The sequence below is a fragment of the Streptomyces sp. YIM 130001 genome (assembly GCF_003574445.1).
In the GTDB taxonomy this organism is placed as follows: domain Bacteria; phylum Actinomycetota; class Actinomycetes; order Streptomycetales; family Streptomycetaceae; genus Streptomyces.
The window spans coordinates 165,533-182,878 of sequence record NZ_KZ984565.1; the positions used below are offsets into that span (position 1 = coordinate 165,533).

Annotated in this window: 13 protein-coding genes; 5 read left to right on the forward strand and 8 right to left on the reverse strand. The window is 72.3% G+C overall.

The genetic code is table 11. The features are described 5' to 3' along the window. Positions 1-147: 147 nt before the first annotated feature. The 3 genes from DSC45_RS28470 to DSC45_RS28480 all read right to left on the reverse strand — a co-directional run bounded on the left by DSC45_RS28470 (position 148) and on the right by DSC45_RS28480 (position 5,735). On the reverse strand, positions 148-2,580 hold the full coding sequence (locus DSC45_RS28470; protein WP_119294845.1) for a glycoside hydrolase family 3 C-terminal domain-containing protein: 2,433 nt from the start codon (positions 2,578-2,580) through the stop codon (positions 148-150). Between the two features lie 89 nt (positions 2,581-2,669). Further along, on the reverse strand, positions 2,670-4,430 hold the full coding sequence (locus tag DSC45_RS28475) for a discoidin domain-containing protein (protein ID WP_119294846.1): 1,761 nt from the start codon (positions 4,428-4,430) through the stop codon (positions 2,670-2,672). Positions 4,431-4,592: 162 nt separating this feature from the next. Next, the gene (locus DSC45_RS28480) at positions 4,593-5,735 is read right to left on the reverse strand and encodes a DUF1996 domain-containing protein (protein WP_119294847.1); all 1,143 of its coding nucleotides are present in this window, start codon (positions 5,733-5,735) and stop codon (positions 4,593-4,595) included. Between the two features lie 339 nt (positions 5,736-6,074). Here DSC45_RS28480 and DSC45_RS28485 point away from each other — a divergent pair, with 339 nt between their 5' ends. Together DSC45_RS28485 and DSC45_RS28490 are read left to right on the forward strand one after the other, a co-directional pair. Continuing rightward, positions 6,075-7,517 carry an acyl-CoA dehydrogenase family protein gene (locus tag DSC45_RS28485; RefSeq protein ID WP_119294848.1) on the forward strand — a complete coding sequence of 481 codons (1,443 nt, stop codon included), beginning with the start codon at positions 6,075-6,077 and terminating at the stop codon, positions 7,515-7,517. Continuing rightward, positions 7,517-8,005, forward strand: coding sequence for a nitroreductase family deazaflavin-dependent oxidoreductase (locus DSC45_RS28490; RefSeq protein WP_119294849.1), 489 nt, complete (start codon positions 7,517-7,519; stop codon positions 8,003-8,005). The genes DSC45_RS28485 and DSC45_RS28490 overlap by 1 nt, the downstream gene beginning before the upstream one ends. A 146-nt stretch (positions 8,006-8,151) precedes the next feature. Here the strand turns inward: DSC45_RS28490 and DSC45_RS28495 are convergent, their stop codons facing one another. Next, complete coding sequence (locus DSC45_RS28495) at positions 8,152-8,799, reverse strand: TetR family transcriptional regulator (RefSeq protein ID WP_119294850.1); 648 nt, start codon at positions 8,797-8,799, stop codon at positions 8,152-8,154. A 280-nt stretch (positions 8,800-9,079) separates the two neighbouring features. Between DSC45_RS28495 and DSC45_RS28500 the strand changes: the two genes are divergently transcribed. Continuing rightward, on the forward strand, positions 9,080-9,886 hold the full coding sequence (locus DSC45_RS28500) for an AfsK-binding protein KbpA (RefSeq protein ID WP_119294851.1): 807 nt from the start codon (positions 9,080-9,082) through the stop codon (positions 9,884-9,886). A gap of 228 nt (positions 9,887-10,114) precedes the next feature. Beyond that, positions 10,115-12,571 (forward strand): protein serine/threonine kinase AfsK, encoded by a 2,457-nt coding sequence (locus DSC45_RS28505; RefSeq protein ID WP_240434889.1) that lies wholly within the window; start codon positions 10,115-10,117, stop codon positions 12,569-12,571. A 132-nt stretch (positions 12,572-12,703) separates the two neighbouring features. On the opposite strand, the gene DSC45_RS28510 is transcribed toward DSC45_RS28505, so the two are convergent. Next, the gene (locus tag DSC45_RS28510) at positions 12,704-13,300 is read right to left on the reverse strand and encodes a hypothetical protein (RefSeq protein ID WP_205571456.1); all 597 of its coding nucleotides are present in this window, start codon (positions 13,298-13,300) and stop codon (positions 12,704-12,706) included. A 301-nt stretch (positions 13,301-13,601) separates the two neighbouring features. Between DSC45_RS28510 and DSC45_RS28515 the strand changes: the two genes are divergently transcribed. Then, a complete protein-coding gene (locus DSC45_RS28515) occupies positions 13,602-14,819 on the forward strand; it encodes a winged helix DNA-binding domain-containing protein (protein ID WP_119294852.1) in 1,218 nt (405 codons plus the stop codon). A 17-nt stretch (positions 14,820-14,836) separates the two neighbouring features. Here the strand turns inward: DSC45_RS28515 and DSC45_RS28520 are convergent, their stop codons facing one another. Genes DSC45_RS28520 through DSC45_RS28530 form a run of 3 tightly spaced genes read right to left on the reverse strand, consistent with a single transcriptional unit; the run spans position 14,837 to position 17,300 of the window. Continuing rightward, positions 14,837-15,622, reverse strand: a complete 786-nt coding sequence (locus DSC45_RS28520) for an enoyl-CoA hydratase/isomerase family protein (RefSeq protein WP_119294884.1) — start codon at positions 15,620-15,622, stop codon at positions 14,837-14,839. Positions 15,623-15,680: 58 nt separating this feature from the next. Beyond that, positions 15,681-16,139, reverse strand: a complete 459-nt coding sequence (locus tag DSC45_RS28525; RefSeq protein WP_119294853.1) for a Zn-ribbon domain-containing OB-fold protein — start codon at positions 16,137-16,139, stop codon at positions 15,681-15,683. A 9-nt stretch (positions 16,140-16,148) separates the two neighbouring features. Further along, a complete protein-coding gene (locus tag DSC45_RS28530) occupies positions 16,149-17,300 on the reverse strand; it encodes a lipid-transfer protein (RefSeq protein ID WP_119294854.1) in 1,152 nt (383 codons plus the stop codon). Positions 17,301-17,346 lie beyond the last annotated feature (46 nt).

Here is a 17,346-nt window from a genome sequence, read left to right on the forward strand (position 1 = left end):
GACCAGGGCGGAACAGGAACCCCGACGGGGGCGGAACAGGAACCCCGACCGGGCGGAACAGGGCCCGGGAACCGGGCAGGACAGGGCCCGGGAACCGGGCAGGACAGGGATCGGGGGATGGGCGGTCAGGGATCGAGGGATGCGCGGTCAGGCCCCGTCCACCACCTCTACCCGGGTGCTGAGCGGCAGTTCTCCCGCGGACCGACCCGCCAGTACCCGGAACGCACCGGGCTCGGTACGCCAGCCGCCGTCCGGGACCGACCAGTGGCGCAACGCCCGAGCGGGCACCACGACCTTCGCCGTACACGCCTCCCCCGGATCCGCATGCACCGCCGCGTACCCGGCCAGCCAGCGCACCGGGCGTTCGACGGCCGACCGTGGGCGGGCCAGATACACCTGGACCACCTCACGCCCCCTCCTGCCACCGGAGTTGCGCACGGTGACCCGCACCGTGAAGCTCTCGCGGGTGTCCGCCACGGCGGGCGCCTCGACGGCCTCGTACGACCAGCTCGTGTACCCCAGGCCGTGCCCGAACCAGAAGGCGGGCTCCCGGCCCGCGCGCAGCCACGCCCGGTAGCCGATGTGCAGCCCCTCCCGGTACGCGAGTACCCCCGCGTCGGGCGCGGTCCGTACGACGGGTACGTCCGCGAGCTCCGCACCCCAGGTCGTCGGCAGCCGCCCACCCGGTTCGGCCCGTCCGAAGAGCAGGTCTGCCAGTCCCGCACCGGCCTCCTGCCCCGGGAACCAGCACAGCAGTACGGCGCCGGCGGCCGCGCGCCACGGCAGCTCCACCGGGCCCCCGGAGTTCACCACCACCACCGTCCGGGGGTTGGCCGCGGCCACCGCCGCGACCAGCTCGTCCTGCCGGCCCGGCAGCGCCAGACTCGCACGGTCGCGGCCCTCGGCCCCGCCGCCGGGTACGGTCCCGACGACCACCACCGCCGCGTCCGCCGCGCCCGCCGATCGCACCGCCTCGCGCAGGGCCGCCGACCCGGACGGCACCGGCTCGGCGGCCGTGACCACCGTGGCGCGGCCGGTGTCCCGGGCCAGCTCCCGGCGTGCCACCACGCGCACCGCACGGTCGGGCGCCAGGTGGACCCGCCCGTACCGGCGGGGCGGGTCGACATGGACCACGGCCGGATCGTCGGTGCACCGCGGGAAGTCCCCCTCGACCAGGGTCCGCCCGTCGACCATGAGCCGCATCGGACCGAAGCCACCGATCCCGAAGGTCCACTCGCCGCCCACGCCCGGCAGCAGTACCGCCTCGATCTCCACGGTGTGGGCCCCGGCCACCAGCCCGGGTTCCAGGAGCCGGCCGGTGAGGCGGTGCTCGGCGTACAGCTCGCGGCCGTCCCCGTCGAGCATGCGCAGAAGCACTCCGGGTGTGCCGGAGCGTGGATCGGTGCAGCGGTCGACGTCCAGCGGACGGGCCTGCCCGCCGGGCGTCGGTCCCTCGGCGTACACGACGCGGGCCTGTCCGCGCAGGCGGGCGCGGATGCCGTCGAGCGGGGTGACCTCGCGTTGCGGGAAGACGCCCGCGCTGCCGCTGCCCTGCAGTTGGGGCCGTACCGCATGCGCGCCGATCACGGCCACGCTGCCCAGCGCCGCCGGGCAGAGCGGCAGCACTCCCCGGTTGGACAACAGCACGGAGCCCGCCGCCACCGCCTCCCGCAGCAGGCGGTGCGTACTCGGTACGGCGGGCGGTGGCCCGGCCGCGGGCGCGTGGCCCAGGGCGCCCACCCACGCCGCGAGCCGCAGCAGCCCCCGCACCTTGTCGTCCACGGCATCCTCGGGCACCGCTCCCGACCGCACCGCCGCCACCAGCGCCTCGCCCCACTCGCCCGCCGGCCCCGGCATGGCGAGGTCCAGTGCGGCGCGGGCGGTGGCGACCGTGCTGCGTACGGCGCCCCAGTCCGAGACCACGACTCCGTCGAATCCCCAGTCGGCCCTCAGCGGGTCGGCGAGGAGGGGATGGGCGCTCATGGTGGTGCCGTTCACGCCGTTGTAGCCGGACATCACCACCCGCACGCCTGCCCGTACGGCGGCCTCGAACGGAGCCAAGTACACCTCGTGCAGGGCCTGTTCGCCCACGCGTACATCGAGGGTGAGCCGCTGCGTCTCGGAGTCGTTGGCGACGTAGTGCTTGGCGGTGGCGGCCACGCCCGTCGCCTGTATCCCGCGCACCAGGGCCGCACCGGTGCGGCCGGTGAGTTCCGGGTCCTCCGCGAAGCACTCGAAGTGCCGCCCGGCCAGCGGCGAACGGTGCAGATTCAGCGTCGGCGCAAGGACCACATCGACGCCCTTGCCGATCGCCTCCCGCGCGAGCAGCCCACCCAGCCGCTCCACCAGAGGCTCGTCCCACATCGCGCCGAGGGCGGAGGCGGACGGCAGAAGTGCCGAGGTCTCCCGCTCGTCCCACGACTCGCCCCGCACCCCGGACGGTCCGTCCGACATCACCATCGCGCGCAGGCCGGCCGCCGGCTCCGCGGCGGTACGCCAGGTGCTCGCCCCGGTCAGCAGCCGCACCTTCTGCGGCAGCGTCAACTTGCCCAGCAGCCCGTCGAGTTCCTCGTCATCCATCTCCGCCCCCTCCGTCCGAGCTCCCTCTCGCACGCTCGGTGGCCCCGTACCGGAGGTCCGGCACGGGGCCACCACGTCGGCGGGCCCGGTCAGTTGTAGACACCGAACTCGTACAGCGAGTAGCCGTACCCGGTCCCGCGCTCAGTTCCCTCGACCCGCACGTAGCGTCCGCTGCCGGTGGCATCGAAGTCGTCGATGCCGCCGTTCCCGTCGGTCACCTCGTGCACGGTCCGCCAGTTCTCGCCGTCGTCCGACGTCTGGACGGTGTACGCCTTCGCGTACGAGGCCTCCCAGTTGAGCTGCAGGTGCTGGAAGGACTGGACGGATCCGAGGTCGACCTGGAGCCACTGCGGGTCGCTCCAGTCGCTGGCCCACCGGGTGCCGTGGTCACCGTCCACGGCCCTGTCCGCAGGACACGGGCAGTCGCCGCTGTCGGGCTGGAAGGACGAGGCGGTGGCGGGCTGCCCCTGCGCGATGTTGGTGCCGTCCACCGCCGGAGGAACGACCTTCACCGACTGGCTGCGGTAGCCGACATTGCCGTTGCCGTCCGTCGCCTTGACGTAGATCTCCCAGACCCCGGGCCGGTCCGGTGCGGTCACCTGGAGCCCGCCGGATCCGTCGTCGGTGGCCTCGAGCGGTGTCAACTCCGTGCTCTCGTCCACGTACAGGCCCCCGCTCAGCACCTCGTACGCGATCGAGTCCCCGTCGGGGTCGGAAGCCTCGACGCCGACCGTCAGGGCACCGCCGGCCGGCACCTCGTCGGCGCCTCCGCCGACGGTCAACGACGAGATCACCGGCGGGGTGTTGTCCCCCGAGGTGTCGCCCCCGTACGCCTCCTTCACGGCGTAGTACGAGAGCCGCCGCTCGTCGTCCGGCAGCAGGTTGAACCAGACGCCCCCGAAGTCTGCCTCGGTGCCGTAGTGGAAGAGGGTCGCACCGAGCGCGACACCCTCATGGCCGGCGATGCAGTCCCACGCCTCGGTGTACCCCTCTGCCTTGGCCTCGTCGGTCTCCGTCCCCGGCACGCCGTTCGCGTCGTCCGGCACCTCCCAGGAACCGGCGGGACCGGACTCGGTAACGATGTACGGCTTGTCGTAACCTCCCTCCTCCCAGGCGGATCTGATGCCGCACGCGTCCTTGTAGGCATTGACGGCGTACAGGTCCAGGTCGGGCGTGTTCTTCTGGTAGTACGGCCAGGCACCCGCCCAGGCGTCGGTGGACGTCACGGGATGGTTCGGGTCGACCGAGTGGATCTCCTCGGAGAGGTCGTTCACGAAGGCGGTGTAGGCGTCGCGCTGCTTCTCCAGCTCGTCGCCGCTGTAGCAGTTCTGCAGGCCGAGCACCGACTCGTTGCCGACGTCCCACATCAGGACTCCGGGATGGTCCTTGTAGGTGTTCACCCACTTGGGGAACTCCGCCATCATCTCGTCCTTGTAGGCGGTGTCGGTGAGGTAGTTGACACATCCGCCGGAGCCGGGGCCGCCGCCGGGCTGCAGCCAGAAACCGGCGATCACCTTGATGCCGTGCCCGGCCGCGGCGTCCAGGAGCGGCTCACTGGTGGCGTCCGTGCCCCAGGTGCGGATGGTGTTCACACCCATCGACTCCAGGTCGGGCATGTACTTCTCGGCGTCGGCCATGTCCGGGCCCCAGGTGAGGCCCTTGATCTGGTAGGGCGCCCCGTCGACGGTCAACTGCCAGTCGCCCTGGGAACCGGTCACCTCCACCACACTGCCCTCGGCGTGGGCGGTCTGCGCGGGCAGCGCCAGCGCGCCCACCGCCAGGAGCCCGGCGGCCAAGGGTGCGAGGCGGCGGCCGGGTGCGCGGCGCCGCGTTGCATCGGATCTGTGCATCACGTATCTCCGTGAGGTCATAGGGGAATTGCGGAGTCGGGCGGGGTGGGGCGGGGCGGGACCGTGGGTGTCGGGCCGTCCGGGGGAAGCGCTCATCTGCGCGGCGCATCCCGGGAGTCGGGCCTGGGCCGACGTCTGCGGCCCCGCCCCTGACCCGCCGCGTCAGGGAAGCTCGTAGTTCTCGTCGAGCACGGCGCCCTGGTCGGGGTTGGTCTCGTCGTAACCGCGCGGGTCGCACTGCAGGCCGCCGACGATGCAGTGGTCCACCATGGCCGCCAGCGTCCGGTCGTCCCAGGCGCTGAAGAAGTCGTAGTGGAAGCTGTACGCCGCGCCGCTGGCCAGGCTCAGTCCCGACGTGTCACCGCTGACCGGGAAGGCCATCTTGAACTCGATCATCGGCAGGGCGACCGGGTGGTCGTCCGGGCACACGTTGTTGTTCGTCCCGGCCTCCACCAGCGGATACGCCATGTGGCTCTGGTGGTCCGGCGAGTCCAGGTTCTCCCCGTCCCAGCAACTCGGCGCCTGGAAGCGGATGTTGATTTGGTTGTTCTCGGTGTCCGGGCAGTCGGTGGGGAAGTCCACGTTGAAGTAGCTCTCACCGCATTCCCAACCCTCCACGAAACCGGGGTGGTTGCGGAACTCCTCCGCCGTCTGCATGGGACTGCCGACCACGAACCGCATCCCCTTGGGGAACGGCCGCACGCTCGTGTAGTCCGTGACACCGGACTTGTAGTAGATCGTCTGCTCGCCGACGGGCAGCACCGGCTCGTCCCCGTCGAACATCGTGGGCATCCAGTACGCGGACTTGTCGCCCGGGGCAAGGCAGTCGGTCGATCCGTTGTCCAGCGACTCGGTGGTGCTGTGCGCGTCCGTGGTGGTGTTGCCCATGAACGTGTGGTCGTGGGACTTGCCGGGCTGACCGGGGTAGACGATGGGGTCGTCCGGCGCCGTGTGCGTCACATTGCAGTGCGCCTGGAACTCGTGGAAGTACCGGTGCGGCGGCTCCTTCTTGGAGGGTTCGGCCCCGGTGACGGGCCGGTCGGCGGGGATGTAGCCGTCGCCGTCCCGGTCGTCGGCAGACGCCTTGGTCGAGGGCTGCATCGTGTGGCCCGTGGACTGCCGGGAGTGGCCGGCGGCCTGCGTGCCGTGCCCCTGGTGTGCCGTCACGGAACCGCCGGCCGAACCGGCGGCACCGGCCGCCGGGTCCGCGTCGGCGCTCACGGCGATCCCGCCGATACCCAGCGAGGTCAGCAGCACCGCCCCTGCGATCAGAGCCCGTGAAACGGTCTTCGCTCTTCGTGCCATGGAGAACTCCTGCCATGCACTTGGGGGTTGTGGAGGGAGGCGGCTCGATGCGCTGTCTGCCGGGGACCGACTGCCCCCGGAATCGCGCTCGGCCGCCCCGTCGGGAAACGTGGGAGAGCGCTCTCCCACACGGGAGTGTCATGGCGTGCCATGACCGTGTCAACCCTTGCGGCCCGGGAGGTGTGGGCCGCGGCGAGGGCTCCTGCGGGACCTTCGCCGCGGCCGCCCTGCCGCGCGCCGGCCGAGCCGACCGCGGGCAAGGGGGTGGGCATCTCCGGGGCCGGGGCCTAGCATGACGGCCCGTCAGATCCGGTCTTCGGACCCGGGAGGAGCCCGTCGATGGATGTAGCCCTGACCGCGGAACAGGACGAGATACGCCGTGCCCTGCGCGAACTGGTCGCCGAGCACGGTGGGGCCAGGCCGCCGGGGGACAGCTCGCCCCGGCAGCGGAACGGCCGGGTCGGGGGTGGCGTGCAGGTGGCCGAGCGGCGTGACGGCGGAGTCGGCGGGTATGGCGACGGACTTCGGGCGGCCCTCGCGCAGCGGCTCGCGCTGCCCGGACGGGGGCTGCCGGAGGGGCATGGCGAGCAGGGCGGCTCGGTCGCCGAACTTGCCTTGAGGCACGAGGAGTTGGGGCGGATTCTGCTCCCGGCTCCGGTGCTCGCCACCGGCGGGCTCGTCGCCCCGTCGGTGGCTCGGCTCGGCACCGATGCGCAGCGCGCTGGGCTTCTGCCGCGGTTCGCCTCCGGTGAGCTGACCGCGGCCCTCGCGGTCCCGGGAGCCGGTCTGGCCGCCGCACTGGGGTTGATCGGCGACACCGGGGAACTGTGGTCGGGCGGTGGCCGCGCGGGCGGCGTACAGGCCACATGGCAGGGTGCGCCAGGAGAGGCGGCGGGCGGCTGGCGTCTCTACGGGCAGGCCGAGCAGGTGCTCGACGGCGGCACGGCGGACGTACTCCTGGTCGCGGCGCACACCGGGGGCTTCGCCCGCTCCCGCACTCTGCTGTTCCTGGTCCGCACGGACGCCGCGGCGGTGGACGGGCCGGCCGGGCCCCGCCCCTCGGCTTCGCTGACCCGCTTCCAGCAGCCCTCCCTCGACCCGACCCGCCCCCTGGCGCGTATCGAACTACGTCACTGCGAGGCGGAGTTGCTCGGTCCTGACGACGCCGAGGAGGTGTCCGAGGCACTCGGGGCGACCGGCCGTACGGTGGCCGTGCTCGTCGCGGCGGAGGCCGTCGGTGCCGCGCAGCGAGCCGTGGAACGGGCGGTCGCCGCGTGCGGCGTCGAGCCCACCGCCCGGGTCCGGCTCGCCGAGGCGTACGCGACGGTCCGCGCCGCCCGGTCGTCCGTCTACTACGCCGCGTGGCGCGCGGCCGGGACCGGGTGCGACGAACCCGCCGCCGCCGGTCTCGCCCTTGCGCAGGCGATCGAGGCGCTGCGTGCCGCCTCCGCCGAGGCGGTCCAGCTCTCCGCGGGGTCCGGGGTGGGGCGGGAGCCGGACGTGCAGTCGTACTTCGCGCGGGTGGCGGGCGACGAGCTGCTGTTCGGCCCGGCCCAGCGCCTGCGCGGGCACGCGGCCGACCGGGCGGGGGTCTTCGCTGCGGGGAAGGGCGGGAGCCTCGCCCCGGCCGCCTCCACCCGCGTGCCCCGGGCCACCGTTTCCGCACCCGCACCCGCACCCGCACCCGCACCCGCACCCGCACCCGCACCCGTTTCCGCGCCCGCACCCGCGGCCGACCGTCCGCAGGTCCGCCGTCCAGCCGCCCGTGGGGAGGCCGGCTGATGGCGGTCGGGATGCGTCTCGTGCAGAAGGTCTCGTCCACTCGGGGGTTCGGGCGGATCGCGCCGTACGTCATCCCCGCGATGGACCGGGCCGTCCACCGGGTGACCCGGGGGAAGGTGCTGCTCAGCGCGCAGCTGCTGCCCGGCGTGGTGCTCACCGCCACCGGAGCGCGCAGCGGACTGCCGAGGCGGACACCGCTCGCCTGTATGCCGGAGCGTGAAGCCGGGACCTGGCTCCTGGTCGGCTCCAACTTCGGCCGTCCCGGCCACCCCGCCTGGACCGCGAATCTGCTCGCCCGTCCGGAGGCCGAGATCAACTGGAAGGGCCGGGACATCCCTGTCACGGCACGGCAGTTGACGGGTGCGGAGCGGGAGGAGGCGTGGCGGGCGGCGCTCCGGTTCTGGCCGCCGTACGCCGCGTACCAGCAGCGGGTGGACCGCGAGATCCGACTCTTCCGTCTGGAACGCCGCCCCGGGCACCCGGCCTGACCGGCGCGTGGCATGCGTACGGGCGGCGGCTCGCACGGGAGCCGCCGCCCGTCGTGACAGGACTGATCAGCGTCGGGCGCTCAACGGCTACCGGTCAACGGCCTTCGCCCGTACGGCCGTTGGCCGGTGACGGGCGCGTCGGCGCGCTACTTCGTGGGCTTCTTGCCCGTGATGCCCAGATGGACCAGCAGCGCCAGACTAGGCTTCAACTCGGCCTGCTTGACGCCCCAGCTCTGGAATCCCCGCTGGTGCGAGGCCACGGAGGCGAGCATCGCGACGAGGGAGCCGGACATCGCCGCGGCGTTGACGTCCTTGTCGACCTTGCCCTTTGCCTGGAGCTCCTTGACCGTGTCCGTAAGGGAGTTGGTCACGGAGTTCAGGATCTTCATCCGGAGTTTGTAGAAGCGCTTGTCGCCCTCGGCGGCGCCGAGATCGACCACGCGGAGGATCGCGTCGTTCTTGCGCCAGAAGTCGAGGAAGCCGTCGACGAGTTCCTGGGAGGTCTGCCAGCCGGCCTTGCCCACCCAGGAGCGCTCGGCGAGGACTTCCGTCAACCCCGCTCCCTCGGTGGCCATTTGCTCCGCGATCTCGAGGACGGCGCCCTCGACGTCGGGGAAGTACTGGTAGAAGGTCGCCGGTGAAGTGCCTGCCTTGCGGGCCACATCGATGACCTTCACGTCGCGATAGGGCGACGAACTGAGCATCTCGCTGAGGCAGTCGAGCAACTTCTGACGTGTCGCCTGGCCGCGTCGGCCGGCCACACGGCCGTCGACGGTTCGCACCTGTCCTGTCATGTCGTCAGCTTACCGAGGGGTGATCGGAGCGCGATTCGGCCGACTGCAAATGGGGCTCGCCGGTGCCGGCGGATTTATCTCCCGTTCGGCCCAACCCGGCCGCGAATAATTGACCATACGTTCGAATGTATCTCCGGCGGCCCGCCCCGCGCCCCGCTACGTTGGTGGGTGGTGACGGCGGCTTCCACAGCGCCTCGCTCCTCAGCTCCCACCCTTCAGCCCCCGCTCCAAGCTCCCGCTCCTCAGCTCCGAATCTCTGCTCCGAACGGAAGGGCACGTCATGGTCGAAGCGGACGGACCCCTGCCCGGGTCACCCGAAGGATTCCCGGAAGGCGCCCCCTGCTGGCTGGACGCCCAGCTCCCGGACGTCGAAGCGGGCAAGCGCTTCTACGGCGCACTCTTCGGCTGGACCTTCGACGAGGGTGCGGGCCCGGAGTACGGCCGGTACGCCGAGGCGTACAGCGATGGAAAGCGGGTCGCCGCTCTCGCTCCCAAGCGCGACGGCCGCATGCCCACCGTGTGGAACGTCTATCTCGCCACCCCCGACGCCCGCGCGGTCGCCGCGCGCATCCGGGAGGCGGGCGGTCAGCTGGTGACGGAGCCGACGACCGTCGGGTCGTACGGCACCCTGGCCCTCGCCGCCGACCCCGAGGGTGCGGTCTTCGGTCTGTGGCAGGCCGACGAGCACCCCGGCTTCGGCAAACAGCAGGAGCCGGACTCGTTCTGCTGGACCGAGGTGTACGCACGGGACAAGGGCCTGGTCGACCCCTTCTACGAGGGTGTCTTCGGCTACGGCGGCTTCGAGGTGCCGGATGCGGGTGTGCCGTTCCGCACATGGTCGCCCGCCGGTGCCGAGGCGGGTCCGGAGACCGCGGTCGCCGGCCGGTCGGCGGTGACCGGGGAGTTTCCGACCGAGATGCCCGCGCACTTCCTGGTCTATTTCCGTGTCGCCGACTGCGACCGTGCGGCCGCCACGGCCCAGCGCCTGGGCGGCAGGATCCGGGCCGAGCCGTTCGACACCCCGTTCGGCAGGATGGCCGCGCTCGTCGACGACCAGGGCGCGGTCTTCGCGGTGATGCAGGAGTGAATCGAGGCTGACGGGGGACCGGGGGCGGGACGACGGTGGCGGACGAGAGGATTCCGTTTCGGCGTTCTACCGGTTGCGGTGGGCGGCTTTGTGGTGGCTTGTCACTGAATGGGTGAGACACCCCGGTCCCGGGCCGGGTTCGCAACCGGTGCCCCGGCCAGGAAGAATCGGGGTGCGTGCCGCCGACGCGGCTCGGTGGTGAGACGCTGACCTGTGGCTGTAGGTGGCGTGGTCAGTTACGGGGAGGTGGCAGGCAAGGTGGAGCAGCTGACGCAGCACGATCCGCGCAGGATCGGACCGTTCGAGGTTCTCGGACGGCTGGGTGCCGGCGGCATGGGGCTCGTCTATCTTGCGCGCTCGGCATCCGGCCGGCGGGTGGCGATCAAGACGGTCAGGACCGAACTGGCCGAGGACCAGCTGTTCCGTGTGCGCTTCACCCGCGAGGTGGAGGCCGCCCGCGCGGTGTCCGGCTTCTACACCGCGGCCGTCGTGGACGCGGACCCGCGCGCCGCCGTGCCGTGGCTCGCCACCGCCTACGTCCCCGCGCCCTCGCTCGAGGAAATAGTGAATGAGTGCGGGCCCATGCCCGCCCAGGCCGTGCGCTGGCTGGCCGCCGGTGTCGCCGAGGCGCTGCAGTCCATTCACGGCGCGGGCCTCGTGCACCGCGACCTGAAGCCGTCCAACGTGCTGGTCGTCGAGGACGGCCCCCGCGTGATCGACTTCGGTATCGCGTCCGGCGTCTCCAACACCCGTCTGACCATGACGAACGTCGCCGTCGGTACGCCCGCGTACATGTCGCCCGAGCAGGCCAAGGACTCCCGCAGCGTCACCGGCGCCAGCGACGTCTTCTCGCTCGGCTCGACCCTGGTCTTCGCCGCGACGGGACACGCGCCCTTCCACGGCGCCAACCCCGTCGAGACCGTCTTCATGCTGCTGCGCGAGGGCCCCGACCTGGACGGGCTGCCCGACGAGCTGAGACCGCTGATCGAGTCCTGCATGGGCATGGAGGCGGCGCTGCGGCCGAGCCCCGCCGATCTGCAGGCGCAGCTCGCGCCGCATCTGTTCTCCTCCGGCTCCGACGACAGCGGGACGGCCTCGGCCTGGCTGCCGGAACGCGCCGTCGCCCTGATCGAGACCCGGCGCGGCGGCCGGCCCTTCTCCCGCGCCACGCCCTCCGCGCGCAGCGCCGCCCGGAGCGCTCCTGCGGCCATGGCGCCACCACCGTCCCCGCCGCCCATCACCGTCCCGCCCCCCGGCCCGCCGCACCCCGGCGCCGGTGACGACTGGGACGCCGCCTGGCGCGGGGGTCCCGCACCGGCGCCCGCGACCCCCGACGCCGGACCCGTACACATCCCCGGCTCGCCCGTGCCGATCGGGCCGGGTCCGCGGGTGGCCGACGCGCGGATGCACGCCGCGCAGGCCGCCGAGCCGGACGCGCTCGCCGCGTCCTGGGCGCGTTCCGCGCATCCTGGGGGACCCGCGGTGAACGGTGCCGGACCGGCCCAGGCGCCCGCCGTGCCCCAGTCCGCACCGCCGGAGGGCGCGCCCTGGCGGCCATGGCGGTTCCGTATGTCCAACGACGTGTGGGGCACCCCCTACGTCGAGGGCGACCAGGTGTACGTCACCTCCTTCGAGGTGCACGCTCTCGACGTCGCCAGCGGCCGGCGCCGCTTCAAGACCCGCGACGTCGCCTGGTCGATGTCCGTCGCGGACGGCCGTATCCACGCCTCCGACGGTCCGACCCTGTACACCCTGGACGCCAAGGACGGCTCCGACCTGTGGCGGCTGCAGTCGGAGGCCTGGGTGTACTCGCTCAAGTCCGACCGCGGCACGATCGTCACCGGCACCCGGGGCGGCGGTGTACAGGGCTGGGAGGCCGCCAACGGCGAGAAACTGTGGGAGATCACCGGCGCCCAGACCGACTTCGAGACACCGGAGGCCGGGCCCGCCATCCACAACGGCACGGTCTACGTCTGGAAGGACGCCCGGCTCCGCGCGGTGGAGGCCCGTACCGGCGTGGAGCGCTGGTCGTACCCGATCGGCGACGCGTCCTCCTGCGGGGGAGTGCCGGCGCGGATCACCCAGGCCGAGGACGGCAACGTGTACATCGCGGCCGGTACGCGGGTGCTCGGCATCGATGTGGCGTCCGGGCTCGTGCGCTGGCACTTCGAGGCGCCGGCGGTGTTCCTCTCGCCGCCCGCCTTCGCGCCGGGTCCCGCGGTGGCCGGGGGCGGGGTGTACCTCGCCGACTATCTCGGCACGGTGTACGCCCTCGATGCGGCCGACGGGCGTGACCGGTGGCGTATCGCGACCGAGTCCCGGTCCTCGATCGAGCCCGTGCTCGTCACGGGGGGTCACGTACACGTGGGCAGCGGTAACGGCCTGTACACGCTGGATGCGGTGACGGGGACGCCCAAGTGGCGTTTCCAGTCGGGCGGCGAGGTGATCGGTTCGCCGGTCGCGGCGGAGGGCCGGCTGCATTTCGGCTCCGCGGATCACTGTCTCTACACGCTGGACGCGGTGGGCGGGCAGTTGCGGTGGAAGCTCGCCACCGGGGGCGAGATCACCGGGTCGCCCGTGGCCCGCGGCGGGGTGGTCTATGCGTGCAGCAAGGACCGGTGCGTGTACGCGTTGGACGCGGTGAAGGGGACCGGGACGAAATCGACTCCGCCGGGCGCCTCGTGAGCGGTTCACGTTCCGCGGTGAGTGGTCCCCGGTGAGTGGTCCGCGGTGAGCGGTTCACGTTCCGCGCGGGCCGCTTGCCCGCCGGACGGGCTCAGCGCGCTCGGGCGTTGACAACGCCCGTGATCAATACGCCTAGGACGCCGTAGCCCCGCCGCCCCCGTGCGGCCGGTCCTCGGTCGGGCGCTGGGGCCCGGACGCGTAGCCGTCCTCGTAGCCCGCGGCGTAGGGCGGCGGGGAGTCGAGGGTCGGGACCGTCGGCGGTGGTTCGTAGGCGGTCGGGGTGCCCTCGTCGAGGCGGCGACGGCGCCGTCGGTCGCGGCCCGACATGAGGAGCGACGCCAGGAGCAGCAGCAGTCCGCCGCCGAAGGCGAACGCGACGCCCAGCGCCAGGCCGTTCCCCTCCGAGTCCACCGCGAGGTTGCCCTGTGCCTGACCGACGCGGACCATCCACAGGATGGTGAAGCCGAGCACGATCACGCCGGCCAGCGCGACCATGAGCCGCGACCGCAGCAGGATGCCGAGCAGCGTGATCAGCGCAGCCACCGCCAGCGGCAGGAAGATCGAATCGAAGAGGCCGCTGCGCGACCCGGTGACGCCGTCGCCGGAGAACAGTTCGCTCAGGCGGTAGTACCGCCCCTGACGGCCGTCGTACCAAGCACGGAAGGGACTGAACACGGCGGCCGCCGCTCCGACGAGAGCGAGTATCGACCCCAGAATGTTCCGGACCATCGGCTGACCTCCTAGGAGGGGCTGGCCTGCGCCAGAGCGAGGCTCTCCGCTCTCGCGTTCGACGCTACGCCGGGTACGCGACGGTCGCCATGCGGCAACCTGGACCGAGCGCCCCCGCCTGCCCAGTCCCGCGCGCGGGGCCGTCGCCGCCACTTGAGCGGCGCCGCGGCCGTCGGAGGAAGTGCAGTCTGTTCACGGGCAGTTCCTCGCGTACTCCGGCCTGTGCCCGTTCGCCACGCGGCCGCGCCATGGCACGCTTGCCACCGGCCCGGCACTTCCCGATCCAGGAGGAACCCCGCCGATGGCAGGCAGCAGGATCGCGGGCAGCACCGCAGACCGCGAGGAGCCCACGTCCGGATCCGCCACCTGGAACGACGTGTGTGCCAGGCGGCTCTCCCGGCACTTCCTCGACCGGCCCGCCGCGGCCGGCCGGATCCCGGACGTGGTGGCCGCCATCGGTGGGGCTCACGCCCAGGTGATGTCGGCGGCCGAGCTGTCCGTCGGCCTGCGGACGGAGGGCACGACTCGCCAGGACGTGCGTGACGCGCTGTGGGAGGAGCGGACGCTGGTCAAGACATTCGGGCCACGCGGCACCGTGCACCTGCTTCCCGCCGCCGAACTCTCCTTCTGGACCGGCGCGTTGTCCGCCGTACCGATGCCGGTGAGCGGTCTTGCGCAGTCCGCGAGACTGGACGAGGCGCAGACCGACGAGGTGGTCGAGGCGGTGGCCGGGATCCTGCGGGAGGGGGAGCCACCCACGGTGGACGAGCTCAGCGACGCCGTGATCGCCCGGACCGGCGACTGGGCCGCGGACCCGGTGACGCCTGCCTTCACCGGCATGTGGCCGCGCTGGCGGCAGGCGCTGCACGTGGCCGGCCACCGCGGCGCACTCTGCTTCGGCCCCAACCGGGGCCGCAAGGTCACCTACACCAGCCCCGAGCGCTGGCTGCCGGGCCTGCGCCCGATGGACCCGGACAAGGCCCTGGCCGAACTCGTCCGCCGCTACCTGCGCTCCTACGGCCCCGGGAGCTCCCGCGACTTCGCCCAGTGGCTGAACGCCCCGCGCCGCTGGGCCGCCGACCTCTTCGCCTCCCTCGGCGACGAACTGCGCCCGGTGGCCGGATTCGCCGAGGACGAGACGGACAGCTACCAGCTCGCCGACGAACCCGCGTATCCGGCCGAGGCACCGGCTCCCGCCCTGCGTCTGCTCCCGTACTTCGACGCGTACGTGATCGGCAGCCACCCCCGGAAGCTCATCTATCCGGGACAGGCCGCCGAGCGGGCCCTGTCGACCGGGCAGGCGGGTACGACGCAGGTGGTGACCGTGGGCGGCGAGGTGGCGGGGATCTGGCACCAGAAGCGCTCCGGACGCAAGGTGGCGCTCACCGTCGAGCTCTTCGGCCGCTCCACCAAGAAGCGCCGGGCCGAGGCGGAGGCGCAGGCCGAGCGGATCGGCCAGATCCTGGAGGCCGTCCCCACCCTGACCTTCGGCCCGGTGGACAGCGGCAAACACCTGTGACCGCGGCGCCCGCGCGCTCACCGCACCCGAAACCCCCCGCCCTCCGTCCCCCGCCGCGCGAACCGTCTCGCCTGTTCGGGCGGGGGCAGGTTGCCGAGGGCGATCAGGTGGGGGGCGAGGGCGTAGGCCGGTGCGCGGGTCGCCTCCTGCGCGGCCCACACCGCGCGGACCGTGCCCTGCACCGCTTCCGTCGGGTACCCGGCGATCGTCTCGGCGCACCGTACCGCCGCCTCCAACGCCCCTCCCGTCGCGGTGACTTCGGAGACCAGGCCCGTCTCGTGGGCGCGGCGGGCGGAGATGCGTTCCGCGGTGCCCATCAGGGCCATCCGGGCCACCTCACCGGGCGGCATCCGCTGGGCGAGCAGTACGGATTCGTAGGCGCTGACCATCCCGTAGGTGGTGTGCGGATCGAAGAACTCGGCCTGCTCGTCGGCGATCACGAACTCGCTCTCGCCGATCAGATAGAACGCGCCGCCGCAGGCCATGCCGTTGACGGCACAGATCACCGGCTTCCACAGGTCGCCGGCCTTCGGCCCGACCGCGTGCAGCGGGTCGTCGACCGAGTACGGGGACGTCGGCTGCGGTACGTCCGAGACGGCCGAGCGGTCGATGCCGGTACAGAAGGCGCGCTCGCCCGCACCGGTGAGCACGACGGCCCGCACGGTCTCGTCGAATCTGAACTGAGCCCAGGTGTCGGTCAGTTGACTCGCCATCTCCAGGTCGATCGCATTGTGCCGCTCCGGCCGGTCCAGGGTCACCACCGCGACCCCGGAGCCCCGGTCGGTCCGCACCGTCACACCCATGCGTCCCTCCCCGTACATGCCGTCGCCGTACACGCCCTGCCGGTACCCGCTCTCGCCGTCATGACGTCCGCTCCAGGACCCACTGCGGCAGCGTCACTCCGTCGAGCTCGGTGAACACCACCTGCACGCGTGCGCCGATCCGCAGCCGCGCCGGGTCGACGGAGTCCAGCGCCGCGCCCGCCGAACGGACGAGATTCCCGGCCATCCGGATGCGCGGCGCGTCCGCCAACTCGACCAAAACCGCGTGATACGGGGCCTGTTCGGCGTAGGCGGGGAGTAGCGGCGGATGCGGCCTGACGTACGACCAGATGCGGCCGCGCCCCGACATCAGCCGCCACTCGCTGTCGAACGACCCGCAGTGCGGGCAGCACGGCCGTGGCGGGAAACGCAGTTCGCCGCAGTCCGGAGCCGCACAGGCCTGGACGCGCAGTTCGCCCCGCGCCGTGTACTCCCAGAAGGGCGCGCCGTCCGCATCGGGCACCGGGAGCAGCAGTCCGCTGTCGGTGGTCGTCCTCATCGCTGTTTCTCAACTCCTCAGCAGTACGGCCGAAGTGGGCACGCCCTCACCCGCGGTGACCAGGCAGGTGGCGGCGTCCGGGACCTGTGCGGTACTGGTGCCGCGCAGTTGTTTCACGCCTTCGGTGATCAGGTTGAAGCCGTGCACGTACGCCTCGGAGAGCCCGCCGCCCGAGGTGTTCACGGGCAGCCGGCCGCCGATCTCCAGGGCACCGCCCTCGGTGAACGCGGCGCCCTCGCCGCGTCCGCAGAATCCGTAGCCCTCGAGGGAGAGCGGGATGAGCGGGGTGAACGCGTCGTAGATCTGCGCCACGTCGACGTCCTCCGGGGCGAAGTCGGCCTGCTTCCACAGGTGTTGGGCCGCTGCCCAGGACGGTCCGCGCAGCGGGTCGTCGTTCCAGTAGTTGACCATTCCGTGGTGCTGGGACGGCAGGCCCTGGGCGACGGAGTGGACGTAGACCGGCTTCTGCGGGCAGTCGCGGGCGCGTTCGGCCGAGACGATGACGACGGCCAGGGCGCCGTCGGTCTCCAGGCAGTTGTCGAAGAGGCAGAGCGGTTCGCTGATCCAGCGGGACGTCATGTACATCTCGCGGGTCAGCGGGCGTTCGTACATCATCGCGGCCGGATTCTGGTTGGCGCGGTTGCGGCAGGCCAGGGCGACGTTGAAGAGGTGGTCGCGGGTCGCGCCGTACTCGTGCATGTAGCGGCGGGTCAGCATGGCTATCTCGTCGGCCGGGCGGAGCAGGCCGAAGGGGCGGGTCCACTGGGCGGGCGTGGGGAGTTGGACCTGGGTGTTCTTCCACGGGCGTGGTCCGCTGCCGCGCTTGCGGGAGCGCCAGGCGATGCCCACATTCGCCTGCCCGGTGGCGACGGCCGCCGCGAGGTGGCCGACCGTGGCGCACGAACCGCCCCCGCCGTAGCCGACTTTGGAGAAGAAGGTCACGTCACCGGCGCCGATCGCCTTGGCGATCTCCACCTCGTCGGTGTCCTCCATCGTGTACGAGGCGAAGGCGTCCACCTCGGCCGGTGAGATACCGGCGTCCTCGAGCGCGGTCAGAATCGCCCGGCAGGCGAGCGTCTTCTCGTCCTCCACCAGCTGCTTCGCAAAGGCGGTCTGGCCGATTCCGACAATTGCCGTAGCGTCCTTGAGGGTCGCCGACATCGTCACCTCCACGATCAACTCGCCTGCTGCTGAAGGGCTTTCACTG

Coding starts and splice junctions, on each gene's coding strand:
- DSC45_RS28470 (WP_119294845.1), bottom strand. CDS start 2,580: ATGGATGACGAGGAACTCGACGGGCTGCTGGGCAAGTTGACGCTGCCG.
- DSC45_RS28475 (WP_119294846.1), bottom strand. CDS start 4,430: ATGCACAGATCCGATGCAACGCGGCGCCGCGCACCCGGCCGCCGCCTC.
- DSC45_RS28480 (WP_119294847.1), bottom strand. CDS start 5,735: ATGGCACGAAGAGCGAAGACCGTTTCACGGGCTCTGATCGCAGGGGCG.
- DSC45_RS28485 (WP_119294848.1), top strand. CDS start 6,075: ATGGATGTAGCCCTGACCGCGGAACAGGACGAGATACGCCGTGCCCTG.
- DSC45_RS28490 (WP_119294849.1), top strand. CDS start 7,517: ATGGCGGTCGGGATGCGTCTCGTGCAGAAGGTCTCGTCCACTCGGGGG.
- DSC45_RS28495 (WP_119294850.1), bottom strand. CDS start 8,799: ATGACAGGACAGGTGCGAACCGTCGACGGCCGTGTGGCCGGCCGACGC.
- DSC45_RS28500 (WP_119294851.1), top strand. CDS start 9,080: ATGGTCGAAGCGGACGGACCCCTGCCCGGGTCACCCGAAGGATTCCCG.
- DSC45_RS28510 (WP_205571456.1), bottom strand. CDS start 13,300: ATGGTCCGGAACATTCTGGGGTCGATACTCGCTCTCGTCGGAGCGGCG.
- DSC45_RS28515 (WP_119294852.1), top strand. CDS start 13,602: ATGGCAGGCAGCAGGATCGCGGGCAGCACCGCAGACCGCGAGGAGCCC.
- DSC45_RS28520 (WP_119294884.1), bottom strand. CDS start 15,622: ATGGGTGTGACGGTGCGGACCGACCGGGGCTCCGGGGTCGCGGTGGTG.
- DSC45_RS28525 (WP_119294853.1), bottom strand. CDS start 16,139: ATGAGGACGACCACCGACAGCGGACTGCTGCTCCCGGTGCCCGATGCG.
- DSC45_RS28530 (WP_119294854.1), bottom strand. CDS start 17,300: ATGTCGGCGACCCTCAAGGACGCTACGGCAATTGTCGGAATCGGCCAG.